Source organism: Segatella copri, from assembly GCF_026015465.1.
In the GTDB taxonomy this organism is placed as follows: Bacteria; Bacteroidota; Bacteroidia; order Bacteroidales; family Bacteroidaceae; genus Prevotella; species Prevotella copri_E.
This window is the reverse complement of the sequence record NZ_JAPDUQ010000006.1, coordinates 137,556-160,775: the sequence shown is the minus strand read 5'-3', so window position 1 is coordinate 160,775 and position 23,220 is coordinate 137,556. Positions and strand designations below refer to the sequence as shown.

Below are 23,220 nucleotides of genomic sequence, written 5' to 3'. Positions count from 1 at the left end.
CCTAAATGACTGAAAAATTGCTCTTTTCAAGTCATTTAGGAGTACTTAAACCTAAAATAAATGAAATATGATAAACTAAATGTTTCTAAAAGTAATGGCGGCTAACCATTGACTACTTGATAACAAACTTCTTGCCATTGCAGATATACATACCTGGAGCCAGAACGTATTCTGCATCAGAAACCTTGTTTACTTCGGCTACCTTCACACCATTGATAGAGTAAATCTTCAACTTAGCAGGAGCCTTCTTGCTACCTACCTGGTTGATACCTGTTGAGACAGACTCATTGGTCTTACCGTTGCGGTCGTAAACTGCACCATTGACGAAAGCATTGGTCTTACCGTTGCGGTCATAAACTGCACCGTTGACGAAAGTAAAAGTTTCTGTCTGGTTGACACCATTACCATTATTGTTGAAGATAATATTAGTAGGAGCACCTGTCAAATCACCATCAAACTTCCACATCCAGACATCCAGACCATTCTTCTTCATGTCAGTCTTGGTACAGCTTACACCTGGCCAGGTACCACCGGTAAAGTTGTCTGCATCATTCCAAGCCCATACGTGGATGTCACTCCATTCTGCAGGAGCGAGGAAGTAAGCGAAGATACCTGTTGGAGTAGGAATAACTACCTCTTTTATCTTGTTGAAGGTTGCAGAACCAGTCTTGGTTTCATTGTCAGTATTGGTTGCGCTCCAAGTTACAGTCTTGCTCTCGCCTTCCATCATGTCAGCACCGAGAGTGAAAGTAGCAGCCTTACCAGGAGTAAAAGCCACCTGCTCGCCATCACCAATCTTATACCAACCGCTCTTGGCATTGTTGCTGAGGGTTGCTGTTACGGAGATAGTCTTCTGAAAGTCACCACCATTAGGACTCAAAGTAACCTTGGCTACAGTATTGACAGGAGCGTCAATCTTCTTATTGGTCTTACCGTTGCGGTCATAAACTGCACCGTTGACGAAAGCAAAAGTTTCTGTCTGGTTGACACCATTACCATTATTGTTGAAGATAATATTAGTAGGAGCACCTGTCAAATCACCATCAAACTTCCACATCCAGACATCCAGACCATTCTTCTTCATGTCAGTCTTGGTACAGCTTACACCTGGCCAGGTACCACCGGTAAAGTTGTCTGCATCATTCCAAGCCCATACGTGGATGTCACTCCATTCTGCAGGAGCGAGGAAGTAAGCGAAGATACCTGTTGGAGTAGGAATAACTACCTCTTTTATCTTGTTGAAGGTTGCAGAACCAGTCTTGGTTTCATTGTCAGTATTGGTTGCGCTCCAAGTTACAGTCTTGCTCTCGCCTTCCATCATGTCAGCACCGAGAGTGAAAGTAGCAGCCTTACCAGGAGTAAAAGCCACCTGCTCGCCATCACCAATCTTATACCAACCGCTCTTGGCATTGTTGCTGAGGGTTGCTGTTACGGAGATAGTCTTCTGGAAGTCACCACCATTAGGACTCAAAGTAACCTTGGCTGCAGTATTGACAGGAGCGTCAATCTTCTTGGCACTTGTACCACCATCATACTCCAAGTAGATATCGCCTGTGATACCAGTGATTTCACCAGACTGTGCACCATTTCCATTATTCAAGATGACATTGAAATTCTCTACGCCATCGAAAGAGTAAGTCCAGTATTTAGCACCATCAATCTCCACAGGACCGGCCATTACCTTACCAGGCCATGCGCCTGTCAAGTCTTTGCCGTCTGTACCTGTTGTCCAAGCATGGATGTGAGGAGCATTAGCAGCCTTTACATATACCATGATAGAAGCATTAGGATCTACCTTGGTGAAGGTCAAGCTACCGCTCTTCACTTTACCGTCCTGGCCCTCTGCGCTCCAATCAATAGTCTTGGTGTCGCCAAAGTTCATACCTTCGCCGATGGTAAGGTTCTCACTCACACCAGGAGTCAAGTTCACCTTATCCTGGCCTTGTATCTGATACCAACCAGACTTAGCGTCTTCAGAGAGAGTAACTGTCATGTTAATAGTCTCAGTGCGGAATGATCCACCTGCCTGTGAGAATGAAACGCTTGCAGGCTGAATAGGAGCCTCATCAATCCAAGTTGTACCAGCCTCTTCATTACCATCATAGGTCTGACCACCCTTATGCTGAGCAGCAGTTTCGTAGATGAAAGCACCATCCTCAATGAGCTTGCCACCAGTCCAGTCTTTCACGAGTACGCGAACCTGACCCTGATTATTAGGAGCATCAACGGTGATAGTAGGACCTGTGTAAGTCTTGCCTGTTACCAAGTCTGTATAAGTACCAGCTGGGCAATCTGTGAAAGTAGCACCACCATTGAGGGCTACGAGTGCATAGCTGTCCTTATAAGCACGCTTGAAAGCGATACCACCATTGGCCTTACAACCATCTGTAGTCCACTGACCCTTACGGAGAGCAGGAACAGCCTGACGAATCTTGTTCAAACGGATGAGGTGCTGAGCCACATCATGATTCAAAGAGGCAGCCACATTACCAGAAGCCTTGTATTCACCGAAGTCTGATGCTTCTACATCACCTGTGATATAACCACCGAAGTAAGCACGACCGGTGTTAGAAAGAGGACCATTAGGACCTTTATCAATTACTACACCACGACGGAAACCTACCTCAGAACCATAATAGAGACATGGGATTCCACGGAAGGTAAACAAGAGAGAGAGGTTCTCAGCCCACTGAGCATCTGTACCACCGAAACGGTTGGTATCGCTTGGACCTGGACTATAGTCATGGCTATCTACATATACCACATTGAAAGTAGCGTCATTATAGCACTCGTCGCCGCTTGCCAAGCTGAAAGCCTGTTGGGCAGTGTTGTAGCTGTAGTGCATAGGGAAGTCAATGACGTTGAATCCGCTTGACTGAGAATAGTCTGGCTCGTGCCATGCACCATTGAGCATCTTGGCATTGTTGCTCTTTGGAGAAGTAGTCTCCTCCAAGCAAAGCAGTTGTGGGCCTACAGGCTCAGAACCCTCAGGAATCACCTGATTATCCCAGTAACTTTTGCTTCCATCCCATTTGTTGAGCAAGGCCTCGTCCGACTTCCAGGTATAGAAGTAGCAAGAGAGGTTTGCCTGACCTCTATAGGTTACATCGTTCATACGTGTACAAACCTCACCATACATAAAGAAAGGTGCCTTGTTCAAGCGCTTGTTCTCGTACTGCTTACCAAGTGCTTCAAATTGAGGGATAAACTCCTTGTTGAATGTCAAGCGGGAGATGTGGCCGGATGTATCAATACGGAAACCATCGACACCCATCTTGATAAACTGTCCATAGCAATCTACGAGATACTTAGCCACGTAGTCGTTCTCTGTGTTGAGATCCACACAGTCACCAGCAATCTGACCCATCCAACGGCTTGGGAAGTCCCAGTTCCAGTTGTTGGCAGTATGGTGCCAATAGTTGTGTATATCGTGGTTATTGCCATCTGTATTCTTCATCAGGGCAAGACGACGCTGATACTGTATCTTTACATTGCCCAAGTAATCGTTGCCCAACTTGCTCTCATCAGGGATCATACAAGCATCAATGTATGCTTGGTTACGAAGATGAGTATCACGGTCGAACATCTTGCAGAGCTTCTCCTCACCGAAGTTACCGGTGTGGTTGAGCACGATGTCAAGAATGATCTTGATACCCTTGTCGTGAGCCTTGTTGATGAGTTCCTGGAACATCACGTCACCACTCTTGCTGCCGTCACCGCTCTGATAGCGGCAGTCAACCTTAGAGAAATCCATGGCATGATAGCCGTGGTAGTCATAACCAGACGCATTCTGAACGACAGGTGTAATCCAGATGGCTGTAAAACCTAAAGCCTTGATGTAGTCGAGCTTGTCGATCACACCCTGGAAGTCACCTCGCCAACAAGGGTCCTTGGTACTCTTCTGCGCTTCCTGGTTATCCCAGCAGAGCACGTTGTTACTTGGATCTCCATCGTAAAAACGGGTGGTGATCATGAAATAGATACTTTCGTCTCGGAAATCAGTACGATTGCTGGTAAACGTGTCTGTAGCCATCGTCTGCATAGAGACCAACATGAGCATTAAAACTGCCCATAATTTTGCGGCAAGTTTCTTCATAATGAAATTGTTAAGTTAAAATTGAATAGTTGAATTATCTGCCGCAAAATTACAAACTATTTCTATCCGCCCAACAAGATATTTCACTTTTCTGCTGATATTTTTGTGCAATCGATTTCACAAATATTAAGAAAAAGAGGCTGGATTCTGTAAACCAAATATTTACAAAATCCAGCCCCTTTATAATTAATATAACGGGCGCGCCAGAAAACAGAAAGAATATTGTACTTTTGGCTTGTCCGAAATCAAATTCAGAGGTTTTCAGCCTCTTGCAGCCAGATGGCTGAAGCTGCATCACTAGGCATACGCCAGTCGCCACGAGGACTGAGGCTTACGCTACCTACTTTCGGGCCGTCTGGCAGACAGCTGCGCTTGAATTGCTGATTGAAGAAACGGCGCACGAAGGTCTTCAGCCACTTTTTGATAGTCTCCTCATCATAGCTGTCAGGATCATTATCACTGATCTTTACACGCTCCAGTTCGGAATCAATAAATGCCTTCTTTGCCAACATGTAAATCTTGGAAGGACGGAAACCGAAACGCAGGAAATAGTAAAGGAAGAAATCATGCAGTTCGTATGGTCCCACCAAATCTTCCGTCTTCTGCTTGATATTTCCATTCTCATCTGCCGGAATCAACTCTGGACTGATAGGCGTATCGATGATATCACGAAGAGTGATGCGGCTCTGTTCGTCTACCCCACTCTCTGCTACATGATTTACGAGATGACGGATCAGGGTCTTAGGAATGCTGGCATTCACGCCATACATGCTCATGTGGTCACCATTATAGGTAGCCCATCCTAATGCCAACTCTGAAAGGTCGCCGGTACCGATAACCATACCACCCATCTTATTGGCTAAATCCATCAGAATCTGGGTACGTTCACGAGCCTGGGAATTCTCGTAAGTCACATCATGCACACTGGCATCCTGACCGATGTCCTCAAAGTGCTGGGTTACAGCCTTGGCGATGCTGATTTCCTTAATGGTAATACCAAGACTCTGCATCAGCGAGATAGCATTATTGTAGGTTCTGTCTGTGGTTCCGAATCCCGGCATTGTGACACCTACGATACCCTTTCGGTTCATTTTGAGTTTATCAAAAGCTTTTACACAAACGAGTAAGGCCAGCGTAGAATCCAAACCGCCGCTAATACCGATTACTACGGTCTTGGCATGGGTATGAACGATACGCTTGGCTAGTCCCATGAGTTGGATATTGAAAATTTCCTCGCAAGAGGCATTCATATCGCTGCTGGTAGGAATAAACGGATGAGGATTTACTTCACGCTCCAACACAAAATCGCGCTCATTCTCGGTTGGTTCGGCTTCGATATTACGGATATTGAACTGACCGCCGAGAACAGAATACTTAATATTGCGCTGGGCATTTACATAAGTAGAATTTGTACGACGCTCAGAGCGGAGTTTCTCTACATCTATCTGTGAGATAACCATCTGCGGTTCAATAGAGAAACGTTCACTCTGTGAAAGTAAAACTCCATTCTCATAAATCAGGGCATTTCCACCATAAACCACATCCTGCGTACTCTCACCGAATCCGCAGGAACTGTAGATATATCCGGTCATGGTACGGGCACTCTGCTGGCTGAGCAGACTCTTCAGATAATGATGTTTTCCGATGAGTTCGTCACTTGCAGAAAGATTGAAAATCAGGTCTGCTCCTGCTAGCGCCAGTTTGTTGCTAGGAGGAGCCGGAGCCCATACATCTTCGCAGATTTCCACACCAAACTGTACGCCATCGAAAGTTTGAAAAATCTGAACATCAGGCGTCAGTTTCACCTTATGTCCGGCATAACGGACTTCGCAATCTCTCAGGTCCTGAGCCGAGGCAAACCAGCGTTTCTCATAAAACTCGCTGTAGTTTGGAAGATATGTCTTCGGTACAATACCGAGAATCTGTCCATGCTGGATAACGATACCACAATTGAGCAACAAGTCGCCCGCTATCACCGGCGCACCCACGATAGAGATGACATCGAGTTTGCGTGTGAAATCGAGCAACATCATCACCGCCTGTTCAGATGATTCGAGAAGCATCTGCTGACGGAAGAGATCCTGACAGGAATAGCCCGTAACAGAGAGTTCCGGAAATGTAATGATCTCTACACCCTTTCCCTCAGCCAGCGCTATCTGTTCCTCTATCTGCTGGGTATTAAAAATGACATCACCCACCTTTACGGCAGGGATGGCACTAGCTACCTTAATAAATCCGTACTTCATAATAAATTACTTTATTGTTACCTGTGTAGCACCATAGCCATACTCCTGGAAAGAAGCATCCTGATAGGTGCAACTCTTATAGCGATAGTTCAACTCATGAATGAGAGTCTGGCGCAACACACCTTCGCCCTTTCCATGAATAAAGATAATTTTCTGTCCCTTCTTTTTCTTATATTCCTCCATGGTCTTCTTGAAGATATCCATCTGATAATGAAGAATATCTGCAGAATTCATTCCAGCAGTTGTTTCAAGCACTTCATCCGCATGAAGATCTATCACAAGAGTACCATCATCCTTCTTGCTCTTCTTCTTGCTGGTGTTGGCGACAACCTTCTCATCCTTATACATCTGCTCTTTCAGACGCTTGGAATCGATAACCAGCGGACGGGCTATTTCATCGTTCTCTACAATCGTAAAGAGATAGGCTGGAGTCTCGAAGAAATCGTTCTCCTCGAAAAGATGAAGTTTATAGAATTTCACGGGATCGAGACGGAACTGAACATCTGTTGCCGGCTTCAGAAGGAATGGCTTGTCCTTCTTGTAAGCTATCATCTGGATGGCGATATGTTCCATCTCGTTTAGAGCCTCACGACCGAATTCCTCGATGAAGAGTTTGGTGTTCGGTTCTATTTCTCCCTCTGCTTTCAGAGTCCATGCATTTCCCTCAGCCACAAGATAAGTATAGTGGAGATAGTAGTTGCTGTCATTCACCATATAGGTCTCGAAACGGGTATTGGTTACGTCCTTGATGTTGATAGGTACAAAGGCGAGATAAGCACTGAGCTTGTTGCCACCCGTACGTTCCTGAACCGGTTTCACAAAGGTTATCTCACGGTCGGCAGCATCATATTCCTCTACCTCCATATCCACGTCATCGTGATCATTCAAGATGGCCTTGATACTCCGGCTGTCCTGATGCAGTTCGGTATTAGCATGCTCCTCAGCCTTCTGCTGCGCATCCATCTTAGCCGAAATCATCTTACCCATGGAGTATTCATCCTGCTCCACCACAACTACCTCGTTGATAGGCATCGGAATCTCAAAACCATCCTCATCCTCAACGAGCACAATATTTTTACCTTGGAAGCCGGCAACCTTTCCGCCACCCACTTCGCTCAAGAATCTGACTTTATCTCCTTTTTTCATAATCTATTAATAATTTGTAATTGCAAAGATACAAAAGATATTGCAAAACAGGGCTTATTTTAATATTTTTAATGCTACAGATAAAAATAATCCTGTAAAAGATGCACCATGTTAGATATTTTTCTGTATCTTTGCAAAGAAAAAGAAATAGTAACGAACCCTTTAAACTGAAAAGTTATGATTACATTTCCTTGCGCCAAGATCAATCTTGGTTTAAATATAGTTAGCAAGCGGAAAGATGGATACCACAATCTCGAAACGGTGTTCTACCCTATTCCGCTGACCGATGCACTTGAAATCAAACTCATGGGCGATGAATTCCCTAGCGATGTTCCTTGTGATCTGAAGATTACAGGTAACGCAGTGGATTGCGATGAACAGAACAATCTCGTTGTAAAAGCTTATAATCTCCTGGCTGCCGACTTCAGGATTCCACGCATCCATGCTCACCTGGTGAAGCGTATTCCTTCGCAGGCAGGTTTGGGTGGCGGTTCTGCCGATGCAGCCTTCATGATTCGTTTGTTGGACGAGCGTTTCCGTCTCAACATCGGTAATCCGGAGATGGAAAGATATGCTGCCAAGCTGGGCGCAGACTGTGCCTACTTCATTTCTGCCGATCCTGAGGATGGCGATACTGCTTGCTATGCAGAAGGTATCGGAGAAGAACTGATGCCGGTAAGTGGTCCTGGCGATAATCTGAGGGGCTATCATCTGGTTGTAGTAAAGCGCAATGACATTGCCGTCAGCACCAAAGAGGCTTATGCAGCCATCACCCTACAGACACCAGCCAAATGTTGCCGCGACATTGTACGCCAGCCTATCGAGACTTGGAAAGAGGAACTTGTCAACGATTTTGAGGCACCTATCTTCAAGATGCACCCGGAACTGGCTGAAATCAAACAGAAACTATACAACCTGGGCGCCGTATATGCAGCGATGAGTGGTAGCGGAAGTGCCATCTTCGGTATCTTCAAGCATAAACCTGCAAATATCGAGGAACAGTTCGAAGGAATGTTCTGTAAAATAATGAAACTTTAATTTAGTTAATAGTTTATTGTTAATAGCGGCTACGCCGTATAGACAAAAGATGTCTATAGTGTCTATAGAAAGATAACGTAAAATAATAGCAAGAATGCCCTATTAACTATAAACTATCAATTATAAACTCTAAATATAATGAACGAAGAAACACATCAGAAACTGATGACTATCAAGCGAAGCTTCCGCTTGCTGATGAACGGTCCGGGATCGCAATCTATGCGCGATAAGGGACTGGGATATAAACTGAATTGGGGCGTACCATTCTATGAACTGAAAAAGATGGCTGAGGAATATGGTAAAGACTATGACCTGGCCATCGAACTGTGGAAGGAAGATATCCGGGAATGCAAGATTCTGGCTACACTCATCATGCCTGCCGATAAGATGCTTCCGGAAATCACAGATTTATGGATGGAACAGGTACAGAGTCAGGAGATGGCAGAGATGCTTGCCTTCAACCTATTGCAGCACGTAGATTACGCGCCTGTCATCGCCTACCAGTGGATAGCGAGTGACAAGCCACTCTACGAGATTGCCGGTTTCCAGCTCCTGGCCCGTCTCTTTGCCAATGGAAAAGAGCCTAACGAGCGTGGCATCAACGAATTCCTGGATCAGGCTGCCGCAGCATTGCAGGGTGACAACATGGGAATAAAACATGCTGCCTCTAATGCGGTTCTCCGTTTCTGCGACTTCGGTGAAGATTTCGAACAAATTGCAAGAGGAGCACTCAAGGGTATCTACGAGATATAATGGCTCTGCTGACGCAGTCAGAAACAGGCCACGACCCTGCAGAAATTACGTCCCGACGTAGCATGGTGCTGCGTCCCGACATACAAAAAAATACGTCCCGATGCAGCAAATGCTACGTCGGGACGTATTTTTATGGCTATTTTCGTCATTACATGAAATACTTCTGGTATTCGTTTTCGAAGTTCGGAGTGAAAACACCCTTGCCGATGTTTTCGCTGATTTCATCCTTTGTCCAGAATCTGCCACCGGCCAATTCTTCCTGGCTCGGTTTCACCTCGCCATCATATACACAACGATGTACGTAAACCAGTTCCTTTTCCCGCTGGCTCTCAAAGACATAATGTCCCAGAGATTCCGGTTCAAAATCGGTGATACCCAATTCTTCCCTTACCTCGCGATGCAATGCCTGACTCACACTTTCTCCTAAATCTACATGACCGCCGCAGGCTGTATCCCATTTATCCGGCTGGATATCCTTCCAGGTTGGACGATGCTGCAGATACAGATCACCCCGGCTGTTGAATACATGCAGATGAACAACCGGATGCAATATCTTGCTTCCGTCATGGGCATGACCGCGGGTAACAGCGCCCAGGATGTTGCCCATTTCATCTACTATCGGAAATTCCTCGTTCTTATTATCCATCATCATTTTAAGAGTTTATAGTTAACAGTTTATAGCGGCTTCGCCGTATAGCATGGTTGCCGTATAGCAAGATTACCCTATAAACTATCAACTCTTAACTATTAACTTTCTAAAGCGTTCCGTATTCATCAGAGTAGCGCAACATCTGGTCAACATAGCTCTCCTCGTAATCCAATACTACGTCTGTAATTTCGCCTTCTTCATCCATCTCCAGAGTCATCTTCGGATTGATGAATCCCTTGTATGGAGCGAGATTCAGTTTCTTGTATCTTGCCAGTATCTCGCGATGCAATTCCGGATCAATATTCACGGCATACTTCTCTACCAACAGGCGGGCTGCCTCGAAATCACCCTCACTCTTGATGCGCTGAATTTCAGCAAGCAACTCGCCGAAGAGATGGCGGAGCTTGGCATAATCATTAATCTTCACATAAGTCTTCGTAGTAATGATATTGCCCTCGCTGTCCTTCAAAGCATCCTCGGCAGAAGCATAGTTCATATCCATCTTCACCAGTTCCACAGCACCCTCGGCATGCTCCATCACCCACCAGGCTATCAGCGCACGGTTGCGCATGTGGGCTTCCTCTATCTTGTCGCCTTCCTTGATGCGGATGGTCTGGGTGAGCAGACCGTTCATCAGATAACCGTAATACTGAGCCTTATATGCCTCATCATTCGGAGTCAGCCCCAGTTCTACCAATTTATGGTCGGCTACATAATAGAGTCCGAAGAGATCGGCTCTCGCCTCTTCTATCGTACTGCCATACGCCTTCAGTGCATCAGGGTCGGTACCAGGCAAAAGCTGTCCGCTACCATGTCCCAGACACTCATGCAGGTCGGTATGCAGATCATCGGTAATATCCTCGTACTGATTCATCAGACTGATGGTATCCTCATCGATAACGAATTCATCGCGGAAACCATTGCCTTGAGCTGCCTTGTTATATGCCTCGGTCAGGTTACCGATGGTCACACTCTTAGAACCATATTCCTGACGGATCCAGTTGGCATTCGGAAGATTGATGCCGATGGCAGAAGCAGGATATTCCTCGCCACCCAACATCGCCGCACAGATGACATTGGCTGTAACACCCTTCACCTCCGGCTTGCGGAAACGTGAGTCTACAGGTGAATGATCTTCAAACCACTGGGCATTCTGACTGATGGTCTGGGTGCGCTTCGTTGCTTCAAGATCCTTATATTCTACGATGCCTTCCCAAGTACCTTTCAGCCCGAGCGGATCGCCATACACTTCGATAAATCCGTTGATGAAATCAATCATTCCCTCGTGCTGCTGCACCCAGGCGATGCTGTAACGGTCGAAATCCTTGAGATCGCCTGTACGATAATACTTCACCAGGAGATCGATGAGATGTTTCTGTTCCTCATTTTCAGCATATTTCTGAGCACGGAGCAACCAGGAAACAATCTCCTTGATAGCAGCGCCATAGAGTCCGTCTTCTGTCCATTTCAGCTCCACCAGTTCACCATTACGCTTGGTCAGTTTAGAGTTCAGTCCATACGAAGGTGCCTGTTCGTTGCTCTCTTCCTTCATCCTGGCATAGAAACGTTCAACTTCTGCCTGAGAAACATTCTCATAGAAATTGCAGGCTGAAGTCTGTACCAGATCCTCGCCATCCGTCTGATTCACGCGCTTAGGCATGACTTCCGGATTGAAGATGACAGGCACCAGAATGCCCAACAGATCTTCCTTGCTCTGTCCCTTGGAAAGAGGCAGGTATTCATCGGCTACAGCCCCAACCATCTCATAGAAAGATTCCTCTGAAAATCCTGGCACAAACTTTTCACATCCATAGTGATGATGGATGCCGCTGGCAAACCAGACACGCTTCAGATAAACTTCGAAAGCCTTGAAATCTTCGCTTTCGCGATTACCCTCGTAATGACGGTATACAGCCTCCAGGGTTTTACGGATGCGCAGGTTGTATTTGCCCTGCTGGTCGAAGGTGATATCACGTCCCAAGAGGGTTGCCTTCGACAAGCAATAAATATAAATTTTCTGTGTGAGCGACAGGTTTTCGAAACCCTTCAGCTCATAACGGAGCATCTGGATATCGGCAAATCGCTCTTGAGTGTTTACATTACATTTTGCCATTTTTATCTGTATTTACCATGCAAAAGTAATACATTTTTTCCACATACCAAACTTTTCCTCCTGTTTTTCGCTCTTTGCAAAGTTTTTTACTTGAAATATGCACTTTTTCTTGGAGAAAACTTTTATTTATGCAGATTATTCATTACCTTTGCATGAAAATCAAAACAAAAACATGCCGGTAAAGGCAGAAAACATAAAACGGCAATCATGCAGATAAACGAGATATTAAAAAGCTATTTTGGATACGATTCCTTCCGCCCCAACCAGGAAGCGATTATCAAAGAGGTAATGCAGGGACACGACTGTCTGGTTCTCATGCCGACTGGTGGTGGAAAGAGTCTGTGCTACCAGGTTCCCGCATTAGCAATGGAAGGTACCGCTGTGGTCATTTCACCGCTCATCAGTCTGATGCACGACCAGGTGGAGGCGCTCAAGGCAAACGGTATCCCGGCTGAGGCACTGAACAGCGGAAACGACACGACCGACGAACTTATCATCCGCCGTCGATGCGAGAAGGGAGAACTGAAACTCCTTTATGTTTCGCCCGAAAAACTCATCAGCGAGATACCTTATTTATTCAGCAACATCAAGATTTCGCTCTTTGCCGTTGACGAGGCCCACTGTATCAGCCAGTGGGGACACGATTTCCGTCCGGAGTATTCGCAGCTAGGTATGCTGCACGAGAATTTCCGCAATGTCCCGGTGATGGCGCTCACAGCCACAGCCGACAAGATAACGCGCGAAGATATCATACGCCAGCTTCATCTCAATGGGCAGACGTTCGTAAGCAGTTTCGACCGCCCCAATCTCTCCCTCACCGTAAGACAGGAGAGTACCAAAAAGGCAAAGCTCCAATACATCACCCGCTTCATCAGTAATCATCCGGAAGAAGCGGGCATCATCTACTGTCTCTCCCGCAAGAACACCGAAATGGTAGCTCAGGAACTTATCGATCTGGGTATCAATGCCGCAGCCTATCACGCCGGAATGACTGCCCAGACCAGAGCTTCAGTACAGGAGCGGTTCAAGATGGACCAGATTCAGGTGGTATGTGCTACCATCGCTTTCGGAATGGGCATCGACAAGAGTAATGTGCGCTGGGTAATCCACTATAATATGCCTAAAAGCATCGAGAGTTTCTATCAGGAAATAGGTAGAGCCGGAAGAGATGGAGCACCATCAGATACCGTGCTGTTCTATTCGATGGCCGACATCATCACCCTCCGTTCTTTCTGCGAAGACAGCGGACAGCGTGATGTGAACATGGAAAAACTGCGCCGCATGGAGGAATATGCCGAATCGAGAGTATGCCGACGACGCATTCTGCTGAATTATTTTGGCGAGACATCATCCTGCAACTGCGGCAACTGTGATGTTTGCAAGAATCCTCCACACACCTTCGACGGCACCATCAGAGCCCAGAAAGCCCTGAGTGCCGTGGTCCGTTCGGGTGAGCATATTGCAGTAGGTACCTGCATCGAGATTCTGAGAGGCATGCATTCTTCTGCAGTTGTGAAAAACAAATACAACGAGATGAAAACCTTCGGTGTGGGCAGGGATACAACATCTAAGGACTGGAATGCTTATCTGCTGCAGATGCTACAGATGGGATTCTTCGAGATTGCCTACAACAACCACAACTACATGAAGGTTACCGATTTAGGTTGGAAGGTACTGAAAGGAGAACATCATGTTTCGCTGGCTTATATCGAAGAAGATGATAAAGCCACCCGCCCACAGAAAACGGTACGCAACAGGAAGGGCGCCATCACCCAGCCGGGAAATCTCATTCCTGAGGTGCATGCCGAACGTGTCATCTTCCAGGAAGACTCGAAAGGCGTGGAAGACAAAGGGCTCTTTGAACACCTCAGAAAGATACGCAAGAACCTTGCCGACGAACAGGGTTATCCTCCATATATCGTACTCAGCGACAAGAGTCTTCATGAACTTGCAAGGATGAAACCTACCACCAAGAATGCCATGAGTCTGATCAGTGGTATCGGAGAATTCAAGCTCAATAAATATGGTGACACCTTCATCAAGGCTATCAGGAAATATACAGGACTATAACAGGAGAATATCTCCGAAAGATATTTTCATAACCTTCGGAGATAATTTCATAACCTTCGGAGATAATTTCGTAACCTTCGGAGATAATTTCGTAACTAAGGGAGATAATACCCGTAACTAAGGGAGATAGCACTCGTAACTAAGGAAGATAAAAAATCGGGATGTCTGCAAGTTCAGAACTGCAAACATCCCGATTTAATTTTATAGATTGAAGAGATGCGCAACTTAGTTGTTTACGCTACCTCCCACAATATCAAGCAATTCATTGGTAATGGCCTGTTGACGACTCTTGTTGTACTGCAAGTTAAGTTCGCGCAAGAGTTCATCGGCATTATCCGTAGCGGTCTGCATGGCCACCATTCTGGCAGCATGCTCACTCGCCTGGCTATCCAGCAACGCTGTATAAATCATCAGACGAAGCTGCTTAGGAATCAAGACTCCCAAAACAGTCTCCAAGTCTGGCTCTACAATGAAGTCATCATTCAGAGGTTTTGCCTCAGAACTCTGGCGTTCGTCAGCTTCAGCCTGCTTTTGGCGCAGATATTCCTGAGCCTTTGCCGTAGCCACATTAGAGGTAAGGTCACGATCGTTGTCCACTCCTATCGCCTCAGTGCTGAGGTCAATAGGCAAGAAAGTCTTGCGGGTCAGAATCTGTGAACCGGCACTCTTAAAGTGATGATAAATCATCTCCACCTTATCGAGCTCACCAGCAGCATACTGCTTGGCAAGTGAATGGGCGATATCTGCACAGGCGCTGGCATGAGGATGATCGGCAAGATCATAAAAGTTACCGCCAATCTTCAAACCTAGTTTCTGTGCCTTCTCTGCCACTTTTCGTCCGATAGGATATACCGTGATGTCGTCAATGCCTTGAGCCTTATACTCGTCCACCGCATGCATCATCATCTTGATAACGTTGGAATTGAATCCACCACACAAGCTGCTGTTAGAACTGTATACCACAAGAGCTACACGCTTGGTCTCCTTGTGCTCCAACTGCAACGGATGGTCTACATTCGGAGTACTTACCAGGAAACTCTTGAGGATATGTTCCAACATATTTCCATAAGGCAGCATATTCTGGATAGCCACCTGAGCATGATGCAACTTACTGGAAGCCACCATCTTCATCGCACTCGTAATCTTACGGGTACTGTTAACGCTGGCTATGCGAGTTTTTATCTCTTTTAATGACGGCATAGGCTATTACGCTTTATATTGTCCTGCAACATTAGCCATGGTCTCCTCGACTACCTTAATGGCATCGTCGGTGAGTTTACCATCGCCCAAAGTCTCAATCACATCAGCATGCTGGCTGCGCATAGCATCGAGGAACTGATCCTGACAGTCGCGAACCTTATCCATTGGCACGTCGTGCATCAATCCGTGAACACCACAATAGAGAATAGCTACCTGCTCGCCTACCGGCATTGGGCGGTACTGAGGCTGAACCAGCAACTGGTCGTTCTTACGGCCACGGTCCAGAGTCATCGCTGTTACGGCATCCATATCGCTAGAGAACTTAGAGAAGGCCTCCAGCTCACGATACTGAGCCATATCAATCTTCAGTGTTCCAGCTACCTTCTTCATACTCTTGATCTGGGCAGAGCCACCTACACGAGATACGGAAATACCTACGTTGATAGCTGGACGGAAGCCCTGATTGAAGAGGTCGGTCTCAAGGAAGATCTGACCATCGGTGATGGAAATCACGTTGGTTGGGATGTATGCTGATACGTCACCTGCCTGTGTTTCGATGATAGGAAGGGCTGTCAAAGAACCACCACCCTTTACGTGCCCCTTCATGCACTCTGGAAGGTCGTTCATCTGCTCGGCTACCTCCTGCTGGTCGTTGATACGAGCGGCACGCTCCAACAGACGAGAGTGGAGATAGAACACATCACCAGGATAAGCCTCACGTCCTGATGGACGGCGGAGGATCAGAGATACCTCACGATAAGCCACAGCCTGCTTACTCAAGTCATCGTATACTACGAGAGCTGAGTAACCACGATCGCGGAAGTATTCACCAATAGCTGCACCGGCAAATGGTGCGTAATACTGCATAGCTGCAGGATCGGCAGCGGTAGCACTTACGATGATGGTATATGGCAGGGCGCCATGTTCCTTGAGGTTCTGTACCAATGCAGCAACAGTAGATGCTTTCTGACCGATAGCTACATAGATACAATATACTGGCTTGCCAGCCTCATAAAAGCTCTTCTGGTTGATGATGGTATCCACTGCGATGGCAGTCTTACCGGTCTGACGGTCACCGATGATCAACTCACGCTGTCCACGACCGATAGGAATCATAGAGTCTACCGCCTTCAAACCAGTCTGAAGAGGTTCCTTTACTGGCTGACGATAGATTACACCAGGTGCCTTGCGATCCAAAGGCATCTCGAAAGAATCGGTGAGGTCGATGTCACCCAGACCATCAATAGCCTGACCCAGAGGGTTTACGACACGTCCGAGGAAGTTGTCGTTTACGCGGATAGAAGCAATACGGTGTGTACGCTTCACGCTCTGTCCCTCCTTGATGCCAGCTGTAGCACCTAAGAGGACACAACCTACATTGTCTTCCTCCAAGTTCATGACGATAGCCATGGTTCCATTCTCAAACTCAAGAAGTTCATTAGCCTCGGCATTGCGCAGACCATAGATACGAGCCACGCCATCGCTGACGGTAAGCACGGTACCCACCTCGTCAAACTGCTGAGAGCCATTAACCTCCTGGAGCTGCTGCTGAAGAACCTCAGACACCTCACTTGGTTTAATTTTATCTGACATTGTTTATTTACTTTAAAATTTTAAAATTAGAAATTCATAAAGAGTAAAGCACTTGAATTATTCACTCATCGTTCTTCACTCTTCACTTATCTCCTACTTTTTGAGCTGTGTCAGAATGTTGTTGAGCTTAGTCTTTACGCTCGCATCCATTCTGTAAGTATCATACTCAAGGATGAAACCGCCAATCAGTTCAGGGTTCACCTCGGTCTTGAACTCCACAGTACCTTTCGTTCTCTGCTCCACCATCTTGCGCATCTTATCCTCAGTAGAGGCGTCAACGGCAGTGGCGGTGATCAGCTTACCGCGGATGATGTTCTTCTGTTTCCTGTAAAGAGTGATATACGAAGCAGCCATGAATTGCAGGGTGCTCTCCCTATCCTCTTTCAAGACGAGAGCGATAAACTTCTTGCTCAGTTCCGTAGGCTCTTTGCCCAGGGCTGTGATGAGAAGTGCCTCTTTCTTGTCTTTGGAAAGCATAGGGTTGTCTATCGTAAATCTCAGTTCAGGCACGTCGATGTAGCTCTTAAAGAGCGTCTGCATCTCCTGGTAGACCTGATCTTCGAGCTTCATGCCGAGTGCAGCCTTGATGAGGGCACGGGCATAACGCACCGATATTACACCTATATCCATAAGCTTTACTATTTGTTGTCAGAAGAAACCTCGTCCAGCAGTCGATTTATCATATCCATCTGTGCCTTGTCGTCAGAGAGCTTAGCCTTGAGCACCTTCTCTGCAATCTGAACAGAGAGTTCGGCTACCTGGCCGCGGATTTCACGAATGGCGTTCTGCTTCTCGGTCTCAATCTGCTTCTTGGCATCAGAGAGGAGACGTGCGCCTTCTTCGCGTGCTTTATCCTGTGCTTTCTCTACAATGGCATCGCGGGTTTCGGCAGCCTCCTTGAGGAGGGCAGCCTGCTTCTCGCGAGCTTCCTGCAAGATGGATTCACCTTCTTTTTGGATATTGGCAAGCTTCTCGTTGGCTTCGTGAGCCTTCTTCAGACTATCATCGATGAAAGCCTTGCGCTCGTTCACCATCTTAATGATGGCTGGGAATCCAGCCTTCCAAAGAATGATGAAGACGATGATGAAGACCAGCGTCATCCAGAAGAGCAAACCGCTATCAGGAATTAATAAATCCATATATACTGGTTAAAGTTTTACTTAAACGTTTTTTTTAAAACTAACTCTAGAATCATCTCTATCATGCCCCGGAAAGACATCAGGCTGATGCCTGAGACTTCCTTTTATCGGGGCAGATGATAGCGACAGATGAGATGATTACATAACGATTGCCAGAATGGCGATGATGACAGCGAAGAACGCAACACCCTCAACCAACGCAGCTGCAATAATCATAGAAGAACGGAGGTCGCCCATCTTCTCTGGCTGACGAGCCATAGCGTCCATAGCCTGGCCACCAATGCGACCGATACCAATACCTGCGCCAATAGCGGCCAAACCTGCACCTACTGCGGCACCCAACTTTGCAATCTCTGCTGCTAATAAAAGTGATAACATAATCTTAATAATTTAAGTTGTTAATATTTTCTTTGTTTATTATCTGAATGAAATTAGATCCGTAATCTATAATCTATAAACTACTTCACTACCTCTGGCTCAGCCTCATGAGACTTTACATGAGCCAGCGAGATGAATACTGCACTCAGCATGGTGAATACCAATGCCTGAATGTAGCTTACCAATACTTCGAGGAGCATCATAAAGGCGCTCATCGCAACACTTACTATTGTCATACCCGTACCTGCCACATAGTTGGCGATAGCATTCTCACTGATGTTGAACATGATGAAAATGATAGCCGCAAACGAAAGTGCGATGGCGTGACCCGCCATCATGTTGGCGAAGAGTCGGATAATCAGAGCCAGCGGTTTCGTAAAGATTCCGAAGAGCTCGATGAATGGCATCAGTGGCACTGGCACCTTCAACCACGTTGGTACCTCCGGCCAGAAGATTTCCTTCCAGTATTCCTTGGTACCGGTGAAGTTGGTGATCAGGAATGTCGTTACACCGAAGAATACGGTGCAGGCGATATTACCCGTCAGGTTACCACCACCTGGAGGGAATGGTACGATACCCATGATGTTCGCCACGAAGATAAAGAAGAAGCAAGTAAGCAACCATGGTGCGTACTTTGGGGCTTCCTTACCCAGGGTGGCCTCTATTACATCGGTATATACCGACATGATGAACATGTGCATCAGTCCCACAAAACCCTTTGGTGCAGGATCATCCACCTTGTGCTTCCTGCACCAGCGGGCTGGTATCAGGACACAGAGCAACAGAATGATAGCATCGATGAAGAGCACGCAAACGGTCTTCGTGATGGAGATGTCAAGCGGACGAACCTCCTGGTCTCCCACCTTCTCTACTATCTTGTTGGGATTCGCCTGCGCATCAGCGTTCTTGATCACCAGATTATAAGGGCCCGGACGGTCTCCATTGGCATCCTTCTCTTCCGAGAATTCGCTGCTGCAGAACACGTGCCAGCCCGAAGTGGTGTTAACGATGACAGGCAGATGAATCACTACGGGATGGTCTCCCACCTTGGTGATATGCCATTCATAAGAATCCTTGATATGACCCCACAATATCTCTTTCACATCGATGTTCTCCTTAGCCGATACCTGCAGAGGTGCAAGCGTAAAGAGCAGCATCGCCATCAAGAGGAATTGCTTGAGATGTTTCATATTCTTTAATTCTTACTTTTGTTTATTAATTATTTGTTCAGAACCGCTTATGAAAGACGGTTCTTTTTCTCTACCCGAGCGAAGTAGATGCAGTCGAACACGAGCAGTACGACATAGAAAAGGGCAAAGATTGCGGTAAAACCCAGAATGTTCTGCCTGTCGCATACCAGCACATAGATGAGGAATACCAATGTACCGGCCATCAGTTTCAAGACCAATGCCGCCAGATAGAACTTGGCGAGATTGGCTGGCGATGACTTTGCAACAGCCTTCCATGCTTCACCATAAGCAGTACTTGCAACGAGTGAGAATATCGCACTCACTACCAACGGGTTAACAACCTGGGCTATCATATCATCGCATTGAGCAGATAATCTGCAGGCAAAGAGCACGGCAAGAGCCACTGCTGCTGTAAGCCACAAAGAAATCTGCTTATACCTGATACTCGCCTGTCTGATAGTCTGCAAGCGCAACTTTTCGTCTTTTTCCATTGTTCTATTTTATCAATATAGCTGTCAACTATTAACTGTCAACTATTAACTAAATTATACTTCTACGCAAAGGCTTACTTCGTTTTTCTTACATTCCACGAATCCGCCCTTGATGTTCATTACCTGCTTGCCTTCCTTGGTAGTGTATTCCACCTTGCCCACTTCGAGCGAAGAGATGATAGGCGCGTGATCCTTGAGAATCTCGAACGAGCCGAGGGTTCCCGGAACCAGTACGCTCTCTACCTCACCCTGGAAGACTACTTTCTCAGGAGATACTATTTTTAGCTGTAACATAATCTTTAACTTTGAATTTTGAACTTTATGATTACCCAATATTGCTATTGAATTCTTCGTTCTTCGTTCTTCACTCTTCACTAAAGACTACGCCTGTGCTGCTGCGAGCAACTGCTTAGCCTTCTCCTTGGCATCCTCGATAGTACCTACGTTGAGGAATGCCTGCTCTGGCAAGTCATCTACCTCACCGTCAAGGATGGCGTTGAAGCCCTTGATAGTCTCTTCGATAGGAACCATCACACCCTTCAAACCGGTGAACTGCTCTGCTACGGTGAATGGCTGACTCAGGAAACGCTGTACACGGCGTGCACGGTTCACGGTCAACTTATCCTCATCAGAGAGCTCATCCATACCGAGGATGGCGATGATATCCTGCAACTCGTTATAACGCTGCAACAACTGCTTTACTCGCTGTGCACAATCGTAGTGCGCCTTGCCCACAATCAGCGGGTCGAGGATACGAGAGGTAGAACCCAGCGGGTCTACGGCAGGATAGATACCGAGAGATGCAATCTTACGGGAAAGCTCAGTGGTAGCATCCAGGTGAGTAAAGGTGGTAGCTGGAGCAGGATCGGTCAAGTCATCGGCAGGCACATAAACGGCCTGTACTGAGGTGATGGAACCATTCTTGGTAGAAGTGATTCGCTCCTGCATGGCACCCATCTCAGAAGCCAGCGTTGGCTGATAACCTACGGCTGATGGCATACGACCCAACAGCGCAGATACCTCAGAACCAGCCTGGGTGAAACGGAAGATGTTATCGATGAAGAACATGATATCCGCTGCCTCACCATTCTTACCTCCGTGATCACGGAACTCCTCAGCTACGGTCAAACCAGAGAGAGCTACAGAAGCACGTGCCCCAGGTGGCTCATTCATCTGACCATATACCAGGGTAGCCTGACTCTTGGCAAGTTCCTCAGGATCGACAAGTGAGAGATCCCACTTACCTTCTTCCATCGCTTTACGGAACTTCTCGCCATACTTGATAACGCCAGACTCGAGCATGTCTCGAATCAAGTCGTTACCCTCACGGGTACGCTCACCTACTCCGGCAAATACAGAGTAACCGTTGTGTCCCTTGGCAATGTTGTTGATCAACTCCATGATAAGCACCGTCTTACCTACACCGGCACCACCGAAAAGACCAATCTTACCACCCTTCATGTAAGGTTCGAGCAGGTCGATCACCTTAATACCGGTAGCAAGCATCTCCTTGTGAGTAGAAAGTTCGTCAAACTTCGGAGCCTCACGGTGGATAGGATAAGCACCCTTCATGTCCAATTCATTCATACCATCAATAGGCTGTCCGATGACATTCATCATACGGCCCTTGATCTGCTCTCCGGCTGGCATCTGGATTGGGTTACCTGTAGAGATAACCTCCAAGCCGCGCTGCAAACCGTCAGTATTATCCATAGCGACACAGCGAACTGTATCCTCACCGATGTGCTGCTGCACCTCGATGACAAGCTCGCGGCCGTCTGGACGTTTTACCTTCAGAGCTTCATAAATTTTAGGAAGCACCTTCTCTGGATTCTCGCCCTTTGTATCGAAGTAAACGTCGATAACAGGACCGATAATCTGAGAGATACGTCCGTTAATTTGTGACATAAGCTTATTAGTTTAAAAGTTATATATATTTATATTATTCTTGACTGCAAAAGTAACAACAATTTATGGAAACCACAAATTAATTAAAAGTTTTATTCGGCTTTTATACCTTATTAAACCATTTTTAGTTCCCTTTAAACCATTTTCCTATGCAAAAGCAAGAAGTCAGGAGTCCAAACTCCCTTCTTCTTACTCCAATCTCTATAAATCAGATACTCAACTCGTCCAAAACCTTGATCAGTTTACGGTCGAATGGCTTATCTGAGCGGATAGCTTCAGAAAGCGGAACGTATACTACCTCGTTATTGCGTACACCAATCATCACATTGCGCTGTCCCTGCATGATAGCCTCGATGGCACCACAACCGGTACGGCTCGCAAGAATACGGTCACGGGCTGATGGACGGCCGCCACGCTGCAAGTGACCCAGAATAGATACACGTACATCAAACTCAGGGAACTCCTTACGCACACGGTCGGCATAATAAAGAGCACCGCACTTAGGACTCTCTGACACGATGACGATACAACTCTTCTTAGACTTACGGATACCACGCTCCATGAATTGAGCCAACTGGTCTACATCGGTAGAATCCTCTGGAATGATAGCTGCCTCTGCTCCACTGGCGATAGCTGAATTCTGCGCCAGGAAACCGGCATCACGGCCCATCACCTCGATAAAGAAGATACGCTCGTGGCTCTGCGCAGTATCACGGATGCGGTCTACACACTCCACGATGGTATTCATCGTAGTATCATAACCGATTGTATTGTCTGTACCATAAAGGTCATTATCAATTGTTCCTGGCAATCCGATGCAGCATATATCAAACTCACGTGCGAAATTCATCGCACCTGTCAGCGAACCGTTACCGCCAATCACGACAAGCGCATCTATTTCCTCTTTCTGAATCGTTTCAAATGCCTTCTGGCGACCTTCCTCGGTCATGAATTCCTTAGAACGGGCTGTCTTCAGCATCGTACCACCTGTGCCGATGATACCGCTTACATTCTCTGTAGAAAAGGTTTTAATTTCATCATTGATGAGACCATCGTAACCACGATAGATACCTTTCACAGTGAAACCGTTGTAGATAGCCGAACGGGTAACCGCACGGATAGCAGCATTCATACCTGGAGCATCTCCTCCAGATGTTAAAATTCCAATAGTCTTAATCTTTGCCATAACTATACCTTATTATATTATATA

General features: G+C 46.6%; 18 protein-coding genes. 3 read left to right on the top strand and 15 right to left on the bottom strand.

The window, feature by feature from the left end; genetic code table 11:
* Window positions 1–112 precede the first annotated feature (112 nt).
* The 3 genes from ONT08_RS16185 to ONT08_RS16175 form a co-directional block, all read right to left on the bottom strand.
* A complete protein-coding gene (locus tag ONT08_RS16185; protein ID WP_264960446.1) occupies window positions 113–4,096 on the bottom strand; it encodes an alpha-amylase family glycosyl hydrolase in 3,984 nt (1,327 codons plus the stop codon).
* Window positions 4,097–4,347: 251 nt separating this feature from the next.
* Window positions 4,348–6,342 carry an NAD(+) synthase gene (locus ONT08_RS16180; protein ID WP_264903910.1) on the bottom strand — a complete coding sequence of 665 codons (1,995 nt, stop codon included), beginning with the start codon at window positions 6,340–6,342 and terminating at the stop codon, window positions 4,348–4,350.
* Window positions 6,343–6,348: 6 nt separating this feature from the next.
* Complete coding sequence (locus ONT08_RS16175) at window positions 6,349–7,488, bottom strand: DUF2027 domain-containing protein (protein WP_118201320.1); 1,140 nt, start codon at window positions 7,486–7,488, stop codon at window positions 6,349–6,351.
* A gap of 177 nt (window positions 7,489–7,665) precedes the next feature.
* On the opposite strand from ONT08_RS16175, the gene ispE reads away from it, so the two are divergent.
* A complete protein-coding gene (gene ispE / locus ONT08_RS16170) occupies window positions 7,666–8,526 on the top strand; it encodes a 4-(cytidine 5'-diphospho)-2-C-methyl-D-erythritol kinase (protein ID WP_118201321.1) in 861 nt (286 codons plus the stop codon).
* Window positions 8,527–8,664: 138 nt separating this feature from the next.
* A complete protein-coding gene (locus ONT08_RS16165) occupies window positions 8,665–9,279 on the top strand; it encodes a DNA alkylation repair protein (protein ID WP_117726956.1) in 615 nt (204 codons plus the stop codon).
* Between the two features lie 148 nt (window positions 9,280–9,427).
* On the opposite strand, the gene ONT08_RS16160 is transcribed toward ONT08_RS16165, so the two are convergent.
* Window positions 9,428–9,931, bottom strand: coding sequence for an NUDIX hydrolase (locus tag ONT08_RS16160; protein ID WP_118066558.1), 504 nt, complete (start codon window positions 9,929–9,931; stop codon window positions 9,428–9,430).
* Window positions 9,932–10,034: 103 nt separating this feature from the next.
* The gene (locus tag ONT08_RS16155) at window positions 10,035–12,041 is read right to left on the bottom strand and encodes a dipeptidyl-peptidase 3 family protein (protein ID WP_117586638.1); all 2,007 of its coding nucleotides are present in this window, start codon (window positions 12,039–12,041) and stop codon (window positions 10,035–10,037) included.
* Window positions 12,042–12,248: 207 nt separating this feature from the next.
* On the opposite strand from ONT08_RS16155, the gene recQ reads away from it, so the two are divergent.
* Window positions 12,249–14,111 (top strand): DNA helicase RecQ, encoded by a 1,863-nt coding sequence (gene recQ / locus ONT08_RS16150; protein WP_118201323.1) that lies wholly within the window; start codon window positions 12,249–12,251, stop codon window positions 14,109–14,111.
* A gap of 225 nt (window positions 14,112–14,336) precedes the next feature.
* Here the strand turns inward: recQ and ONT08_RS16145 are convergent, their stop codons facing one another.
* The 10 genes from ONT08_RS16145 to pfkA form a co-directional block, all read right to left on the bottom strand.
* Window positions 14,337–15,311: a F0F1 ATP synthase subunit gamma gene (locus ONT08_RS16145; protein ID WP_264960445.1), complete on the bottom strand. Its 975-nt coding sequence runs from the start codon at window positions 15,309–15,311 to the stop codon at window positions 14,337–14,339.
* Window positions 15,312–15,317: 6 nt separating this feature from the next.
* Window positions 15,318–16,904 (bottom strand): F0F1 ATP synthase subunit alpha, encoded by a 1,587-nt coding sequence (gene atpA / locus ONT08_RS16140; protein ID WP_264960444.1) that lies wholly within the window; start codon window positions 16,902–16,904, stop codon window positions 15,318–15,320.
* Between the two features lie 93 nt (window positions 16,905–16,997).
* Window positions 16,998–17,534: a F0F1 ATP synthase subunit delta gene (locus ONT08_RS16135; protein WP_022121944.1), complete on the bottom strand. Its 537-nt coding sequence runs from the start codon at window positions 17,532–17,534 to the stop codon at window positions 16,998–17,000.
* Window positions 17,535–17,542: 8 nt separating this feature from the next.
* On the bottom strand, window positions 17,543–18,043 hold the full coding sequence (atpF, locus tag ONT08_RS16130) for a F0F1 ATP synthase subunit B (RefSeq protein ID WP_006846850.1): 501 nt from the start codon (window positions 18,041–18,043) through the stop codon (window positions 17,543–17,545).
* 138 nt (window positions 18,044–18,181) lie between these two features.
* Window positions 18,182–18,421 carry an ATP synthase F0 subunit C gene (gene atpE / locus ONT08_RS16125; protein WP_006846851.1) on the bottom strand — a complete coding sequence of 80 codons (240 nt, stop codon included), beginning with the start codon at window positions 18,419–18,421 and terminating at the stop codon, window positions 18,182–18,184.
* A gap of 80 nt (window positions 18,422–18,501) precedes the next feature.
* A complete protein-coding gene (locus ONT08_RS16120; RefSeq protein WP_118201326.1) occupies window positions 18,502–19,611 on the bottom strand; it encodes a F0F1 ATP synthase subunit A in 1,110 nt (369 codons plus the stop codon).
* Between the two features lie 47 nt (window positions 19,612–19,658).
* Window positions 19,659–20,102: a hypothetical protein gene (locus ONT08_RS16115; RefSeq protein WP_006846853.1), complete on the bottom strand. Its 444-nt coding sequence runs from the start codon at window positions 20,100–20,102 to the stop codon at window positions 19,659–19,661.
* A 54-nt stretch (window positions 20,103–20,156) separates the two neighbouring features.
* Window positions 20,157–20,396: an ATP synthase F1 subunit epsilon gene (gene atpC, locus ONT08_RS16110; protein ID WP_022121941.1), complete on the bottom strand. Its 240-nt coding sequence runs from the start codon at window positions 20,394–20,396 to the stop codon at window positions 20,157–20,159.
* Window positions 20,397–20,483: 87 nt separating this feature from the next.
* Window positions 20,484–22,010: a F0F1 ATP synthase subunit beta gene (gene atpD, locus ONT08_RS16105; RefSeq protein ID WP_118201327.1), complete on the bottom strand. Its 1,527-nt coding sequence runs from the start codon at window positions 22,008–22,010 to the stop codon at window positions 20,484–20,486.
* 208 nt (window positions 22,011–22,218) lie between these two features.
* A complete protein-coding gene (pfkA, locus tag ONT08_RS16100; protein WP_006846856.1) occupies window positions 22,219–23,196 on the bottom strand; it encodes a 6-phosphofructokinase in 978 nt (325 codons plus the stop codon).
* Window positions 23,197–23,220 lie beyond the last annotated feature (24 nt).

Bases quoted from the DNA above. Each gene is read 5' to 3' on its own strand.
- ONT08_RS16160 (WP_118066558.1), bottom strand. From the start codon at position 9,931: ATGATGATGGATAATAAGAACGAGGAATTTCCGATAGTAGATGAAATG.
- ONT08_RS16120 (WP_118201326.1), bottom strand. From the start codon at position 19,611: ATGAAACATCTCAAGCAATTCCTCTTGATGGCGATGCTGCTCTTTACG.
- recQ (WP_118201323.1), top strand. From the start codon at position 12,249: ATGCAGATAAACGAGATATTAAAAAGCTATTTTGGATACGATTCCTTC.
- ONT08_RS16180 (WP_264903910.1), bottom strand. From the start codon at position 6,342: ATGAAGTACGGATTTATTAAGGTAGCTAGTGCCATCCCTGCCGTAAAG.
- atpE (WP_006846851.1), bottom strand. From the start codon at position 18,421: ATGTTATCACTTTTATTAGCAGCAGAGATTGCAAAGTTGGGTGCCGCA.
- pfkA (WP_006846856.1), bottom strand. From the start codon at position 23,196: ATGGCAAAGATTAAGACTATTGGAATTTTAACATCTGGAGGAGATGCT.
- ONT08_RS16135 (WP_022121944.1), bottom strand. From the start codon at position 17,534: ATGGATATAGGTGTAATATCGGTGCGTTATGCCCGTGCCCTCATCAAG.
- ispE (WP_118201321.1), top strand. From the start codon at position 7,666: ATGATTACATTTCCTTGCGCCAAGATCAATCTTGGTTTAAATATAGTT.
- ONT08_RS16155 (WP_117586638.1), bottom strand. From the start codon at position 12,041: ATGGCAAAATGTAATGTAAACACTCAAGAGCGATTTGCCGATATCCAG.
- ONT08_RS16145 (WP_264960445.1), bottom strand. From the start codon at position 15,311: ATGCCGTCATTAAAAGAGATAAAAACTCGCATAGCCAGCGTTAACAGT.
- ONT08_RS16185 (WP_264960446.1), bottom strand. From the start codon at position 4,096: ATGAAGAAACTTGCCGCAAAATTATGGGCAGTTTTAATGCTCATGTTG.
- atpD (WP_118201327.1), bottom strand. From the start codon at position 22,010: ATGTCACAAATTAACGGACGTATCTCTCAGATTATCGGTCCTGTTATC.
- atpF (WP_006846850.1), bottom strand. From the start codon at position 18,043: ATGGATTTATTAATTCCTGATAGCGGTTTGCTCTTCTGGATGACGCTG.
- ONT08_RS16175 (WP_118201320.1), bottom strand. From the start codon at position 7,488: ATGAAAAAAGGAGATAAAGTCAGATTCTTGAGCGAAGTGGGTGGCGGA.
- ONT08_RS16165 (WP_117726956.1), top strand. From the start codon at position 8,665: ATGAACGAAGAAACACATCAGAAACTGATGACTATCAAGCGAAGCTTC.
- atpA (WP_264960444.1), bottom strand. From the start codon at position 16,904: ATGTCAGATAAAATTAAACCAAGTGAGGTGTCTGAGGTTCTTCAGCAG.
- atpC (WP_022121941.1), bottom strand. From the start codon at position 20,396: ATGTTACAGCTAAAAATAGTATCTCCTGAGAAAGTAGTCTTCCAGGGT.
- ONT08_RS16115 (WP_006846853.1), bottom strand. From the start codon at position 20,102: ATGGAAAAAGACGAAAAGTTGCGCTTGCAGACTATCAGACAGGCGAGT.